Source organism: Dethiosulfatarculus sandiegensis, from assembly GCF_000931935.2.
In the GTDB taxonomy this organism is placed as follows: domain Bacteria; phylum Desulfobacterota; class Desulfarculia; order Desulfarculales; family Desulfarculaceae; genus Dethiosulfatarculus; species Dethiosulfatarculus sandiegensis.
Map to the genome: position 1 here is coordinate 16,570 of NZ_AZAC01000002.1, position 14,730 is coordinate 31,299.

8 protein-coding genes are annotated in these 14,730 nt (G+C 50.1%); 3 read left to right on the top strand and 5 right to left on the bottom strand.

What is annotated here, in order from left to right:
• Nucleotides 1-129 precede the first annotated feature (129 nt).
• Nucleotides 130-576: a hypothetical protein gene (locus tag X474_RS01765; protein ID WP_044346383.1), complete on the top strand. Its 447-nt coding sequence runs from the start codon at nucleotides 130-132 to the stop codon at nucleotides 574-576.
• A gap of 475 nt (nucleotides 577-1,051) precedes the next feature.
• Here X474_RS01765 and X474_RS01770 read toward each other — a convergent pair whose 3' ends face one another.
• The 5 genes from X474_RS01770 to X474_RS01785 form a co-directional block, all read right to left on the bottom strand.
• On the bottom strand, nucleotides 1,052-1,531 hold the full coding sequence (locus X474_RS01770; protein ID WP_052514749.1) for a tetratricopeptide repeat protein: 480 nt from the start codon (nucleotides 1,529-1,531) through the stop codon (nucleotides 1,052-1,054).
• The gene (gene mrcB / locus X474_RS01775) at nucleotides 1,528-3,816 is read right to left on the bottom strand and encodes a penicillin-binding protein 1B (protein WP_044346384.1); all 2,289 of its coding nucleotides are present in this window, start codon (nucleotides 3,814-3,816) and stop codon (nucleotides 1,528-1,530) included. The genes X474_RS01770 and mrcB overlap by 4 nt, the downstream gene beginning before the upstream one ends.
• 245 nt (nucleotides 3,817-4,061) lie before the next feature.
• Nucleotides 4,062-4,886: a class I SAM-dependent methyltransferase gene (locus tag X474_RS01780; RefSeq protein WP_044346385.1), complete on the bottom strand. Its 825-nt coding sequence runs from the start codon at nucleotides 4,884-4,886 to the stop codon at nucleotides 4,062-4,064.
• Nucleotides 4,887-5,009: 123 nt separating this feature from the next.
• Nucleotides 5,010-5,177 (bottom strand): hypothetical protein, encoded by a 168-nt coding sequence (locus X474_RS25920; RefSeq protein ID WP_156360572.1) that lies wholly within the window; start codon nucleotides 5,175-5,177, stop codon nucleotides 5,010-5,012.
• Nucleotides 5,178-5,390: 213 nt separating this feature from the next.
• Entirely contained in the window at nucleotides 5,391-9,335 is a 3,945-nt protein-coding gene (locus X474_RS01785) for an autotransporter domain-containing protein (RefSeq protein WP_044346386.1), read from the bottom strand.
• 1,095 nt (nucleotides 9,336-10,430) lie between these two features.
• Between X474_RS01785 and cas1f the strand changes: the two genes are divergently transcribed.
• Together cas1f and cas3f are read left to right on the top strand one after the other, a co-directional pair.
• The gene (cas1f, locus tag X474_RS01790; protein ID WP_044346387.1) at nucleotides 10,431-11,408 is read left to right on the top strand and encodes a type I-F CRISPR-associated endonuclease Cas1f; all 978 of its coding nucleotides are present in this window, start codon (nucleotides 10,431-10,433) and stop codon (nucleotides 11,406-11,408) included.
• Entirely contained in the window at nucleotides 11,405-14,728 is a 3,324-nt protein-coding gene (cas3f, locus tag X474_RS01795; RefSeq protein WP_044346388.1) for a type I-F CRISPR-associated helicase Cas3f, read from the top strand. The genes cas1f and cas3f overlap by 4 nt, the downstream gene beginning before the upstream one ends.
• Nucleotides 14,729-14,730: the final 2 nt, after the last annotated feature.

Here is a 14,730-nt window from a genome sequence, read left to right on the forward strand (position 1 = left end):
CCCTCCGTTTGTGGATAATTAACAGCTTTGGTAGACTTGTTATGAGCAAGGATGCTTTTGAAAAACTTTGATTGATTGAGCAGTTAACGACCAATCTTGAAACAAACGGGACTCCTTGGGAGCCAAAATATGAAAAGGCTTTTTTTAGTCAAGGCGCTTTTAATCTCCGCTGCCTTGGTGTTTAGTTTACCTGCCCTGGCCAAGCCGCCAGGGGGGATTCCGCCTGGACAGGCCAAAAAGAATTCCGGCAAAAACGGGGTCAATATAGGCATCACAGTCGGAAGTCCGACTGTGGGGGCTCCAACCAAGCCGGGCGGTGGGCCGCCACCGTGGGCGCCGGCGCATGGTTATCGGGCCAAGCATCAATACCGCTACTGGCCCGGCGTCCAGGTGTATTTTGACTTGGGGCGGGGGGTGTATTTCTGGTTCTCAAACAGCGGATGGCAAGTGGGGGCCAGATTGCCCGGAGGCATAACCCTTAGCGAAGGCTATGTAGGCCTGGATATGGACACGTCAAAGCCGTATAAATGGCACAAGGACGTGATAAAACGTTATCCGCCTGGAAAAATACGGTAATCGGGAAAATCCGCTTCAGGTTAAAATTTTTTTGCTGAATTCCTGTGGAGGTGGTGGCCCAATAGGGACGCCACCCTGTTGAAAATAGGGCTCATCCGATGGTGACCGCCTTCGCCCTGGTGGGATAGGTCCTAATGTTGGGACCAGTTACCCAAAATTGGTTTCAACGTTAGGACTTTATTGTTTACTGTTCATTTCCGTTAAGGCCTCGTATGGAGCTTTAGCTGCAGAGTGTTTGTTCGGGCGCTGCTAACTCGCTGAATAGCCGGCCCCCAAAAGCCCTTTCCCTGGCTCAAGCGGCGGATAATAAAGACTAACAAGACAACTTTTCGCAGGGTGCGCGGAACAAAGGCCGGATGAGGGCCAGCTTGCCAAGTATTTACCCAAGCCTAAAGCCGCTCTCAATTCAATTAGGAATTAGGGAAGTTTCGTTTTCACTTTGGGGCAACGGCACTAAACCTGTTGAGCCGCCCTCCTACCTCCCCTGTTCAGCCCTCTTAAATGCCGCTTCAGCGCCTTTATAGTCTCCCAGCTTGTTACGCGCCCGGCCGATGATTCGCCAGTTTTTGGTTCTTAGTTTTTCCTTGCCTCGGGCAAGGGAGTTGGACTTGGCGGCCAGGTTTATTGCTTGACGGTATCTACCCTGATCTAAGCGCGCTTTAGCCAATTCAGACCATAAAACCGGATTCCGTGGTTCAATGCGCAAGGCGCGCTCAAGAGATGCGCCGGCTGCCGCGGGGTTGCCGGTGGAAGACTGTAGATGCGCCTTATCCAGAAGAGCGACCACCGCGGTGTTGGGTGGTTTTGGCTGGCCAGCCTGAGATTGAGTCTCCGGCTGAGTCTCCTTTTGAGCTTCGGGCGTGGTTTCCGGCGGGAATCTTGGCGGCATCATCAAAGAGCAACCAGAAAAGAAAAAGGCAGATATAAGAACGCAGATATATGGTGCGGTTTTCATTGGTTGAATATCCTTTCAAAGAAAGCTTCGAGGGATTCTCCCAGCGAGCCACTGCCGCATTTCGCATATTTAGTCGGCGCGGACCCTGTGATAAAGGGGATTTCCATGGAGCCGGGGCATTCTCTTTTGCTGCGCAACCCGGATTTGGGGTCAATCCAAACCCATTCAATATTATCCGGCTGGGTAAGGGTCAGGGGCATTGGATTCAAGCTCGCCATCATCTCTCCCCAGATCACCATGGCCCCGGAGGAACCGGTAAGGCCGGTGGGCTTGTTATCATCGCTGCCGACCCAGACCACAGCCAGTCGGTCTCCGCTAAAACCGGCAAACCAACTGTCGCGAAGCCTGTCCGTGGTGCCGGTTTTACCGGCAATATCCAGAGATGACGGCAAATAGTCGCTAAGATTATGCGCCGTGCCTTTTTGAACCACACCCTGCATGGCATTGGTCAGCAGATAAATAGGCGCTTCATCGATCTTCTGCTCCACCTTAAGTGGATATCTTTTTACAAGTTCGCCTTGGTTGGTCATCACCGCCCGGATGGTTTTCAAGGGGGTGCCAAAACCACCCCCGGCAATAGTCTGATAAACCTGGGTGACTTCAAGAGGGGAAAGGGCGTTGACCCCAAGCAGGCTTGAAGAAAACTCAGGCAGATCACGTTCGATTCCCAGCCGCCGCAAGGTATCCATCACCTGTGAGACCCCCACCTCCAAACCGAGCCGGACTGTCGGCACATTGTAGGAATTGACCAGGGAATTCCGCAAAGAAACCTTGCCGTGAAATCTTTTGTCATAATTTTTGGGTGACCAGGCCTTGGATCCCTTTTGGCGCAAAATAAACGGGCTGTCATCCAAAAGGGTTGCAAGGGTGTATTTTTGCGGATTCAGAAGAGCGGTAAGATAGACAGCCGGTTTGATCAACGATCCGATAGGCCGCCGCATGTCAATAGCCCGGTTAAACCCCTCAAAACGGGGATTGCGACCGCCTATAAGAGCCTGCACCTCGGCGTCCTGGGTGCTGGTGACTAACAGCGCGCCTTGCAGGTTTCCGCGTTTTAGTTTTCGGGCCTTTTCAAGCCTGGCCAGGCGGTTGCTTAATGCCCTTTCGGCAGAGCGCTGCACCCGAGGGTTTATGGTGGTGAGGATCCTAAGTCCTTCCGAACGGAGGTCTTCATCGCGATATTCTTGTTTTAATTGGCGGTAAACCAAATCCAGAAAGGCGGGGTAGGGGGAATCGCCCCGGGGCGGATTTTTAACAACCCCCAGGGGAGCCGCCTTGGCCAAACCCAACTGTTTGGAGGTGATAAAGCCTTTCCGGGCCATCTCCTCCAGGGCAAGGTTGCGTCTTGCCAAGGCCTTTTCAGGGTGTCTGCGCGGGTTGTAAAAGGTTGGCCCTTTAAGCATGCCCACCAGCAAAGCAGCCTCGGGGATGTTGAGCTGGCTTAAGGGCTTGTCAAAATAAAAAGAAGCGGCCAGGCCGAACCCGTGAATCGCTCTGTCGCCTTCCTGCCCCAGGTAGACCTCGTTTATATAAGTCTCTAATATTTCTTGCTTGCTGTAATGCAACTCCATTAAGAGCGCCATCAGCATTTCGGTTATTTTTCTTTTCAGGGTGCGCTCGGGGGTGAGAAAGAAATTCTTGGCCAGCTGCTGGGTCAGGGTGCTGCCGCCTTGCACCTCATCACCACTCGCCGTAACTAAAATGGCCCGGCCGATGCCCTTGGGGTCGATCCCATGATGAGAGAAAAAGCGGTTGTCTTCCACGGCTATCAAGGCATTGACCAGGTGCTTGGGTGAATCGGTAAGCCTGACCAAAATGCGGTCTTCTTTTTTCTTGGGATAGATGCCACCGATCAGGGGAGGATCCAGGCGGGCAATGGAAAGAGTTTTTCCCGTTGCGCGATCAAGGATTTTTTCCACCTTTTCACCCCGGAACTCCACACCAAGGGAAACCGCCTTTTGAGAGCCGTCCGTAAAAACAAAGGGACGAGTCACCATCTCCAAAGTCCGGCCTTGCCAGCGGTAGGTGCCGGTTTTTTTTGCCCGGGGTGTTTTACGGTATCTAAGAAGGGCAAGTTCCTTAGCCATTTCATCGGGACTCAGGCTAAGGCCTGGATACAACTCCAGTGGACTGGAATAAACCTTGGCAGGCAGAGAAAAACGTTTTCCTTCAAAACGCTCACGCACAATGGAGTCCAGATGAATCGTATAGACTGCGGCGAGAAGCAAACCTGCAAGGAAACATATGATCAGAATCTGTTTTTTCGATATTCTGCGTTTGGGCATCAGCTTTCCGGTGTCAAAAATTCCGCATATCGGGCTTCAAAATTCGTATGCTTTTGAAGAGCTTACCCGCATTCAACCCCGGTGTCGAATAATCCGTATATAGATAATTACCCACTTTTTTTAAGAAAATACAGCTGAGGCGAACTGAAGGTGATGATGATGGAAGCATTGTCCGTCTTTTAAGGAGGAGATGGCCTCTATCAGCAGTGTGTTGAAAAAGCCGTCCTTGGCTTTTCATCGCACTGCTATAGAGAAGAATCGATTTTCACATGCACCATTGAGCAAATACCAAGCATATCCGTGATAGTTGAAATGATTTTATAGGGCAGGGGCACGCCTTTTTTCATACCTTTTGACATTGGCGTTGCATCCATCACTTTAATTCTCTTGTCCCATTTTTCGAGGGAGTGCACAGGTTTCAGTCCCCATCCACCATCCATGGACATGCCCATCCCACCTTTTTTTAATACTTGCTTTTTGGCTATTTTCATTCCCATGGGCGAAAGTGAATCAAAGTAAAAATCACACACCCCAAAATAATCCGCGGATTTAACGAAAAAATCCTTTATCTGTTCTTCTTCGAAATAATAAAACACACCCCCGGCCAGAAATAGTAAACCATCCCGGATTGCTATTTCCTTAAACCACTCAGTATCCAAAAATGAAGATGCAATGCTTTGGTGTCTATCGTTGTCCTCATAAAAGTTTTTTCTGAGTGTAATAACATCCGGTAGGTCAAGCTCATAGAACATGATTTTTCCGTTGTCGATGCGGCTGAAGGTGGTGTCCAACCCGCAGCCGATATTGACAATTGTCGCCTCTGGATGCTCTTGCACAAATTTAAGGGCCATTCTGTCCGTGTGCAGGCTGCGTGCCACCCAGCCATGCTGTGACATGGCCTGGGTCTTCTCGATATTTGAAAAATCGTATTCAATCATTTTAATGATCTCAACGGCTTTATTATCAATTAACCGAGGGGCGTTCTTTTGTGTTTCAAATGCCCGGCCCCATAAGGGTAGCAAAAGTGTTTCCTGTATCTTGCCTTTTTCAATGCATATTTTTTGGGTCATATGTCCTCCTCGAAAAAAAGATGACATCCCCTGCCTTACGTCATCGTCTAAATCTGCACGGATCGGTCAGCTCTAAAAATGCAAGGTTCTTTAGAATTTTTCTACTCATGGCTAGGGGTATAGTCAAGAAATAAATTTGCTATTACTATTTTTGTTAGATACTCCTAATAAAAGTTGCGGCAAATCCACCATGTTTTGATCGCTCCCTGTTTCAAACTGGAGTTTTATCGCGTTAGTCTGGTGTTTCTTTAATTCAGCGGCATTTTGGCTAGCCTCTTGGGTGGCTTGCATGGAGACGGGTTTCACCCCTTGGTGCTTCCAAGGTGGCAGGTGCGGATAAAAAAGTGGTCTCTTTGCAGGGTTCCGAAGCCTCTCTCAAAATTGATTTTTTTCGAATTAATGAGACAAGTTCAACCTTAAAAGCATCTTGGTAATAGCTCTATACTAGATAATTTCTACAGTTAAACGCGCAAGCGCTGTGAGCCGGGCTCACCTTGCTCTCCCTCAAAACCTCACCATCAAGCCTGCACTTAGGGCCTGGTCCTGGTAATTGTCGGCCATGGCGAGGCGGTAGTCGGCGAAAAAGAGAAAGCTTTGGGTTAAGGAGGCGGTCAGGCCCAGGTTGGCTATGGCGGTGTTATCGTTGAAATCAGCGCCGTGGACCGTAAAGGGGTTTGAGGCGTAGTCTGTGAAGTTGGCATCCAGGGAGGGGCGTTCATCACTGAACCTGTGTTGCCAGGAGATTTGCAGGCTGGGCAGGATTTCCCAGTTATTGAACCGGCAGAGCCTGCTGAGTTTAAGGCCCAGGTTGGAGTGCAGGGAGTCTGTTTCCCGGGTTGCTATATCCAAGTTTAGAAGACCCGCGCCCTTTTCAGTGAAACCTTCTTCGTTCAAGTGTTGGTAATTCAAGCCTGCCAAGGGCTCTAATAGCCAGGCTCCGAAACGGGCCTGATAACCCAGGGCCAGACCGGCTGAGTAAAGGTCTGCCTCAAAATCATTCTCTGTGGTGTTGGTCATGCCGGGAAAACCAACCGGCCTTTTGGCATTGCTTGTTAAGCGGGCATAAGAGGCCACAAAGCGTGCAAAGAAGTCTTCCAGGTTTGCCTGGGTATAGAAGCCGGTGTGGATGGCATTGATATCTCCCTGATAATCACTTTTGTTCCAGGAGAGATCCGTGCTGGTGGCTCCGGCGGCCAGGCCGATCAAGAGCCGGTTGGTGAGCATATAATCCGCGCCCAGGCTGGCTCCGCCCGTAGTCTGGCTGCGGTCAAGATAACCGTCGGTTCCGTCTTTATCCGCCCACAGGCCCAGGCCCTTGCCCCAGAAGCTCCAACCCTGCCGAGGGGTTTGTTCCATTGTTGGCAGGGCAATTGTTCCGGCGGCCGCCAACTGAATTGGGCTGTTTTCCGCTTGATTGGGCTTCAGGGAAAAGGCCTGCCTCAAGGCCAGTTCCTCCAGCCGCCTGGAGATGCTTTGATCAAAAAGCCCTCCCGCCTTGAGCGAGGCCGCAGTAAAGGCAGTGTACATTTCAGGGCTAAGGGTATTCAGAATCCGCCCTATCTGGTCTGCGTCCAGGTCAAAGTCCATGGTCAAAAGCAGGTCCGCCATCTCGCCGCGGGCAAAAGGCACCAGGGTGTCGAGATTTCGTCCGGTTTCGGCCGCGCCGCCCGAGGCAAAGTCTCCGTATGATTTGCGGTTTATGACAAGGCGTAATGCGGAGTTATCCGCTCCTTGAGTCAGGCTGAGGACCTGGGAGTTTATTTGGTCGTCAATATTGTCGAAAATCCCGTTAATCCCATTAGTTGCAGTGATGATGCTCCAGGAGGCGCCGTTTTCATACAACACCTGGGGAATCCTGGTGGAGATGGTCCCGTGGTTTATGGTCACCGTGCCGGTTACCTTGAGCAGGTCGCAGGAATAGTCAGAGGCCAGCTCGGCCTGTAAGATCGAACCCGGCTCAAAGGTTACCGAGTTTACCACCGAGAGCGTGCCTATGGAGTTGCCCGGGCTGATTGTTCCCTGGTTGTTTATTTGGGAACGAATCACCCCGGTTCCGCTTAAAGAGCCTGTGTTAACCAAGCTCCCTGTGTTCAGGTTGCCGTTTACTTTCAAGGCGCCCGAGTTGGTGGTGTTCCGGCTGATATTGGCTGTGCCGCTTATGCTGGTGTAGCCCGAGTTTGTCAGGCTTCCGGCATAGAGGGTGCCTGTGATGAATGCCTTGCCCTGGTTGATCAGGTTGCTTGCGCTTACTCTGCCACTGGCGATTAAGGTGCCCCTGTTGGCGATATTGCCTGTAAAAGTGGCCACTCCGTCCAAGCTGGCGGTGCCCGAGTTCCCCAGACTGTTTGCGCTGAGTGTGCCGGTATTGGCCAAGTAATTTGAATTTGTGATTCCACCGGTAAAGGCTGAGGTCCCACTCAGGTTCGCGGTGCCATAGTTGACAAGAGTGGTTCCATTCAGGTTGCCTGTGTTGCCGAGAGAGCCCGAGTTAGTAATCTCACCAGTAAAGGTTGTGTTTCCATCTAAATTAACAGTGCCGGTGTTATCAAGGCTGTTTCCGCTGAGCGTGCCTGTATTGGTAAAAGTGCCTGAATTAGTGATTCCGCCGGTGAAGGTTGTATCTCCGAATAAGGTTGCAGTGCCGGAATTAAGCAAAGTGTTTCCGTTAATAGTGCCTGTATTGGTTAAAGAGACTGTACAGATTGTATGACCATTCAGATTCGCGGTTCCGCTGTTGTCAAGGCTGGTTGTGTTTAACTCGGCAAAGGTGGTCAGGGCGCCGGTGTTTGTCAACCCGCCTGTCACGGTGGCATTGCCGGAAAAAGTGGCTGTGCCTTGGTTTGTTACTGTTGAACTGGTAAAGGCTTGGTCCATGGTAAGGGTGCCGGTGTCGTGTATGATCACGCCGAGGTCAAAGGTCCAAGGCCCACCCAAAAGGGTGGTCACAGAGGTGATGTCCAGGCCCAACTGCTCGAAATTGAGGTATTTTAAGTTGTATTGACTCAGGCTTAAGGTGCCTGCTAGGCCCAGGTAAAGTCGGTCCGCTCCTTGTTGACCGTCCACCACTCCGTCCACCTGGGAGTTGGCCTGAATATGGACCGTATCGTCCGCATCTCCGGCGTATATCCCGCCCTTGACCGTGCCGTTGTTTGTGATGGTGTTGCCTGCGCCGCCGCTGCTGGAACCGGCCACAACGTTGTGGGTTCCGTAGATGCTGCCGTATACTGTCCCATAGTTGAAAATTTGGTTGCCGCCGCCCGTACCGGTGGCCACATCGTTGGATGTCCCTTCGATATCCAACCATACTTCGCCGTAGTTGTAGATGATATTGTCGCCGCCGCTGGAACCGTCGCCGGCATTGTAAGTGCCGGTGAGATAGCCATCAATATAGTTGTGGTTATATATGGTGTTGGAACCTCCGCTGGTTCCTGCAGCGTCATTATATGATCCGTAGATGTCGTAATCTTGCACATAGCCATAATTATATATCTTGTTTGACCCGCCTGAAGATCCCAGGCCTGCGTTAAAGGAACCGATAATTACGCCGATTACGAATCCGTTGTTGGTGATGATGTTCCCGCCGCCGGAAGAGTATTGACCGAAATTATAAGAACCCATAAGTTCATTATTTACTACACCTTGGTTGGTGATATTGTTTTCACCGCCAGATGAATAGTCGCCTGAGTTGTCACTTCCATAGAGAAAAAGGAATACCGGGGCGTCATTGGTGATCGTGTTTCCCCCGCCCTGGGAATGTTCGCCGCTGTTCTCACTGCCCCATATACCGAATACAATCTCGCTTGTATCGTTGATGATAGTGTTACTACCACCGGAGCTATATTTGCCGTAGTTTTCGCTTCCCCAAATACCCATGGCTCTGAAATTGTTGATAACCGTGTGCCCCCCACCGCTTGAGTAATCGCCTTCGTTGGATGAGCCGAGCAAATCATCGACCGTGCCTGAGTTGGTGACGGTGTTTCCATGGACAGATGCGCTGTATAGGCCGATGTTGTATGAACCTAAAATGCTGCCGCCTATAATTCCGCCACTTTGATTGGTGATGGTGTTTCCGCCGCCCGAACTGTTATCCACCAGGTTTAAGCTGCCGTATACATCACCCATCACTACACCCCCGTTTATAATCCGGTTAAAGCCGCTGAAAACGGAGGTGTTATTCAAGATTCCATAGATATCATCACCAACTTGCCCTTGGTTTTCTATACGGTCGCTGCCTTGTCTGCCGTTAATAAAACCGAGAACCCCACCTCCCGCATTTATGGTGATGTTGTCATTGTCATTAGTTCCGTTTAAGTCGCCTGCCACATCAGGCGGGACAATGAAATCTGCAGTCAGAGCGGTAGTTGGGTAAATGGTGAATAGAATCAATATGATAAGAAATAATTTGGCGTATTTTGCCTTGGAAGTAAGCAGGTTTTTCGCCTTATGCATTAGGCTGCTTAGAGAATTTTTAAGCTTGAGATAGCAATAGGTTTTAACTTTTGGGGCGATTAAGTGGGATGACATGACAATCCTCAAGAGCTTTCACCGCCGAATGGAATAAGGTCCTATAAATTCATTAAGTAGACCGATTGTTATCCTTGGAAATAAGCATCGAATAGAAAACTAAGATTAAAGTATTAAAAACTATAGGGTTTGTATTGTCAAGGGGGATTCAAAAGGCGTTGGGAGTATCGACTGAAATTGTGTTTTTTAATCAGTAGGTTGGCCCTTGTTGCGGGGGGGGTGTCAGCTATTGGTAATCTTACCGCTATACCCTGGTTGCTGTTTGCCCCGGCTTTTTTCTGAAAGCCATGTGAAAAGCGAAAAGTTTTTTCTTCTCTGAATTCTGAATTATCGAAAAAAGATAATGATGAACGAAAGTATATTGTTTTTTAGGTGTTTGATGTAGACTAATTCCCGTAGTTTATAAGTCCATTTTTGATTTTTAAGAAATGATATTTATTTTGATATGTTTCCTAAGTTTAAAACTATAAATTGCTATTAAGTATAAATAGTTTTGTGTGATAGATAATTTAATTATTCTTTAAAACGGTAGTGTAAAATATTTCGAATTTTTAACTTTAAGTAGGTTCAATTTTATATGGTTTTTTATGATGTATTTATTTGAGAAAAGTATTTCTTTAAAAGCTGTGACAACCAAAAAAGATTTTAGTATTAACTAATTTTTTCTCTTAGTAATATGTGCTTAAAAGTGGAAAATAAAACTCTTATTCTCAAGTAATGATGTGAAAAATCGGCATATATTTTTTTATTTTAATACTTTTATATTTTTTTAATTCAAATAGTATTTTAACTATCTGAAACAACCTGAAAGTAATATTATTGCTATGTTGATCAGGTTTTTCCGGAGTAGAATTTGGGATAAAAATCAGGTTTATTTTTCTTGACAAAACGTTATTTAAAAAGGCAGATTAAATTGTTGGTTATTTGGTTTTGTTCTGAATAATTGCAAATAGCTTATTGTGTGACGGGTTGGTCCTTATTTTCTGATCAAACAGGTAATTTCCATAAGGTCAGGCAGCCATGAAACCCTTTGCCCCTTCCGAGATGAAGACCATTTTGCATTCCAAAAGGGCTAATGTTTATTATTTGGAACATTGCCGGGTTTTAGTAAAAGGGGGCAGGGTGGAATATCTCACCCAACAGGGAAAACGCTCTCTTTATTGGAATATTCCCATTGCCAATACCACCAGCATTTTGCTGGGCTCAGGCACTTCCATCACCCAGGCCGCAGTGAGGGAGCTAAGCAAGGCCGGGGTGATGATCGGTTTCAGCGGCGGTGGGGGCACGCCCCTGTTCAGCTCAACTGAAGGGGATAGGGATATTGCCTGGCTGTCTCCTCAAAGCGAGTATCGACCCACAGAGTACCTGCAAGCCTGGGTAAGCTTTTGGTTTGATACGGAAAAGCGCCTTCAGGCAGGCAAGCTTCTGCAATCTTTACGCCTTGTGAACATCAAAACCCAATGGCTTGACGAAACCTATCTCAAAAAGTTTGGTTTTGACCCAAGACAAGAACAACTCCTCACCTATCTGCAAAACGCTGAAGCCGATATTGCTAATGCCCAAGATTCCAACGGGCTTTTGATCGCCGAGGCCAGGCTAACTAAAAATCTTTTTAAAATTGCCGCTCAAACAACAGATTATGGAAGCTTCACCCGCTCAAAAAGAGGCAGCGGCACAGATCCGGCCAACCGGTTTTTGGATCACGGCAACTACCTTGCCTATGGCCTGGGGGCCACTGCCGCCTGGGTTTTGGGCCTGCCCCATGGCCTGGCGGTTATGCACGGAAAGACCCGGCGCGGAGGTTTGGTCTTTGACGCGGCAGACCTGGTCAAGGATGCGGTTATCCTGCCCCTGGCTTTTATCAGCGCCATGCAAGGAGATGATGAAAGGGATTTCAGGGAGCATTGCATAGATTCCCTTACCCGGAATAAATGCCTGGATCTGATGATAGACGGGCTTAAGGAACTGGCCCTGACCATCGGCGGGGTCGGAGCATGAACGTAATACTCATCTCTGAATGCCGCAAAAACGCCCTTAAACAAACCCGCAGAATAATAGACCAATTTGCCGAACGCAGGGGAAGGCGCACCTGGCAGACCGCCATAACCGCCCAGGGCCTGGAAACCTTGCGCAGCCTGCTTAAAAAGACGGCCCGCAAAAATACGGCTGTTGCCTGCCATTGGATTCGGGGCAGGAACCAAAGTGAGTTGTTATGGATTGTGGGCGATGCCTCCCGCTTTAACAGTCAGGGGGCTTGCCCCACCAACACGACTTCAAGACCCCTTCTGGCTGCATATGCGGAAAACGACTGGCACACCCTGGAGATTATCCGCCTTTTGGCTGCCATGGCCGCCTTGTTTCACGATTTCGGCAAGGCTGTGCGGGCCTTTCAGCAAAAATTAAAGCTCTCCAAGCCTCGGGCGGATGCCCTGCGCCACGAATGGGTGAGCTTAAGGATTTTTCAGGCCTTTGTGGGTAAAGATGATGACCACGCCTGGCTAAGCCGCCTGGCCGGGTCACAAGAACCGCCGGATTTGAGCTGGCTCGATCAGGTGCAACAAGACGGCCTTTGTGCGACATTGAAGCCCTTTAAATCCCTGCCGCCTATGGCCAAGTGCGTGGCTTGGCTGATCGTTTCCCATCACCGTCTACCTGTGGATTTTAGTAAAGAGAAAAAACGTATTATAATTAAAGAGTTAAATCGCCTGCCCGCTGCGATAGCCCCTGGCTGGAACGGCGCTCGCCTTGATTTTGATGACTTGGATAAAAAAGAAGCCCAAAAGGCCCAAAAGAACCTGGCCGATTGTTGGGCCCTTGCAGGCTCCATAAGCATGACCAGCCCGGCCTGGCAGAAAAGGGCTAAAAAACTGGCCAGGCGCATGTTGAGTCATGAAGTGCTATTCAAGGGCGACTGGCTGGATGACCCTTATGTAATGCACCTTTCCCGCCTGGTTCTGATGCTCTCGGATCATTATTACTCCAGCCTGAAGGACCCCAGGCTTAGGGTGCAGGGCCAGGCCGGAGAGACCTTGTATGCCAACACGATTCGCCAAACCGGAGAGCTTAATCAGTTTTTGGATGAGCACCTTATCGGGGTGGAGACCAATACCGGCCTGATCACCCATGCCCTGCCCAGGCTGGACCATAACCTGCCCCGCATTGCCAGGCATAAGGGGTTTAAAAAACGCAGCTCAATCAGGAAATTCAAATGGCAGGACAAGGCCCATGACCTGGCCTGCGCCCTGGCGGAAGCCTCCAGGGAGCACGGTTTTTTCGGCATAAACATGGCCTCCACCGGCTGCGGAAAGACCCTGGCCAACGGCAGGATAATCTATGGCCTGTCAGACCAGGAAAAAGGGGCCCGCTTTACCATTGCCCTGGGCCTGCGCACCCTTACCATGCAGACAGGCGAGGCCCTGAGGCAAAGGCTTGGCCTGGCCCAGGATGTTCTGGCTGTTTTGGTGGGGGGCTCGGCCGTGCGCGAGCTGTATGAGCGCAAAAAAAGGCAGAACCGGGATAGTGAATCCGACCGGGATCTTCTGCCGGAAAACACTTATGTGCAATTTGAGGGGAGCCTGGATTCAGGGCCTTTGAAAACCTGGCTCAAAAACACCCGTGGAGCCTCCGCCCTTTTGAGCGCGCCGGTGCTGGTCTGCACCATAGACCATTTAATGCCGGCCACCGAAGGCTTAAGGGGCGGACGCCAGATCGCCCCCATGCTGAGGCTCCTGACCTCGGATCTTATCCTGGACGAGCCGGATGACTTTGGCATAGAGGATCTGCCCGCCCTGACAAGGCTGGTGCACTGGTCCGGTCTTTTGGGGGGACGGGTGCTTCTTTCCTCGGCCACCTTGCCGCCTGCTTTAGTGGAGGGGCTATTTAGCGCCTATTGCCAAGGCAGGGCGGTTTTTCAAAAAAATCGGGGCATCCCGGGTCTGCCCCTCAAGGTCTGCTGCGCCTGGTTTGACGAGTATGAAAGCCGGTCCGGAGAATTCAGCCAGTCAGAAGAATTCATGATAAGGCATGAGGCCTGGGTTGATAAAAGGGTTGAAAACTTAAGCAAAAAGTCTGAGCCCCGCAGAATTGGCCGGATTGTTTCTCTGAAACTGGAGAAGCCTGAACCAGAGGAGCGGCAAAACAACCCCTCTGCTCAGGATCAGACCGATCCGGAAGACCTTATGGAGCGTCTTGCCCGGATAAACCTTGAATATGCCCAAGAACTCCATGCCAATTACCACACCCTGGATAAAAAGAGCTCAAAAAGGGTGAGCTTTGGGCTCATCCGCCTGGCTCATATTGATAACCTCTTTGATTTGACCCGCGCCATTGCGCAAAAGGGGCCCAAGCCCGGGACCAGGCTGCATTTATGCTGCTATCATTCCCGCTTTCCCTTGGCCGTGCGTTCCAGAATAGAATTTTTTCTGGATGAGGTCTTAAACCGCCATGATCCGGAAAAGGTATTTAAGGCTCCCTGGTTGCGGGCAATTCTGGCCAACAGCCTTGAGGAGGATCACCTGTTTGTGGTGCTGGCCTCGCCGGTGGCAGAGGTGGGCAGGGACCATGACTATGACTGGGCAATTGTCGAACCCTCTTCCCTGCGCTCGATCATCCAGCTCGCCGGGCGGGTTTGGCGGCATCGCGCCCTTATCTGCCGATTTCCCAATATCTATATCTGGGAAACCAACCTGACTCATTTGAAAAAAGGCCTGCAAGAACCAGCCTTCACCCGTCCGGGATTTGAAAACAAAAACGGTTTCATGCTGAAAAGCCATGACCTGAATGGTCTGCTCACCAAAGAGCAATACACCCCCATAAGCTCCATTCCCCGCATCAGTTCCAGAAATCCCCTTGACCCGCAAAACAACCTGGCCGACCTGGAGCATGAGCATATCAAGGCCGTGATGGTGCGGGACCCGGAAAAACGCCTGCTTACCGTGAACCATTGGTGGTCAACCAGGGCCCACTTAAGCGGGGAAATGCAACGGGCCAAACCCTTTAGATATGACCCTTTTCCAAGGGTTCCCTATGCGATTATTCCAGATGCGGATACAGAAGAGCCTGGTTTTTGTGAACTCTTGAGGGATGGGGGAATCAACAGAGTGAATAATCTGTTCCATGAGGCTGAGTTAACCCTGGCCCCCAATGTGAGCCTTTGGAACAGTTATGACTTTATGGATCTTTTGCCGGATATGGCCGAGGAAACCCAAATGGACCCGGCTGTCTGCGCCCGCAGGTTCGGGAGGTTTGAACTGCCGGAAGAAAAAGAAAACTTAAACTGGTTCTACAACCCGGCCCTGGGGCTGCGCCGCCAAAAATAAAA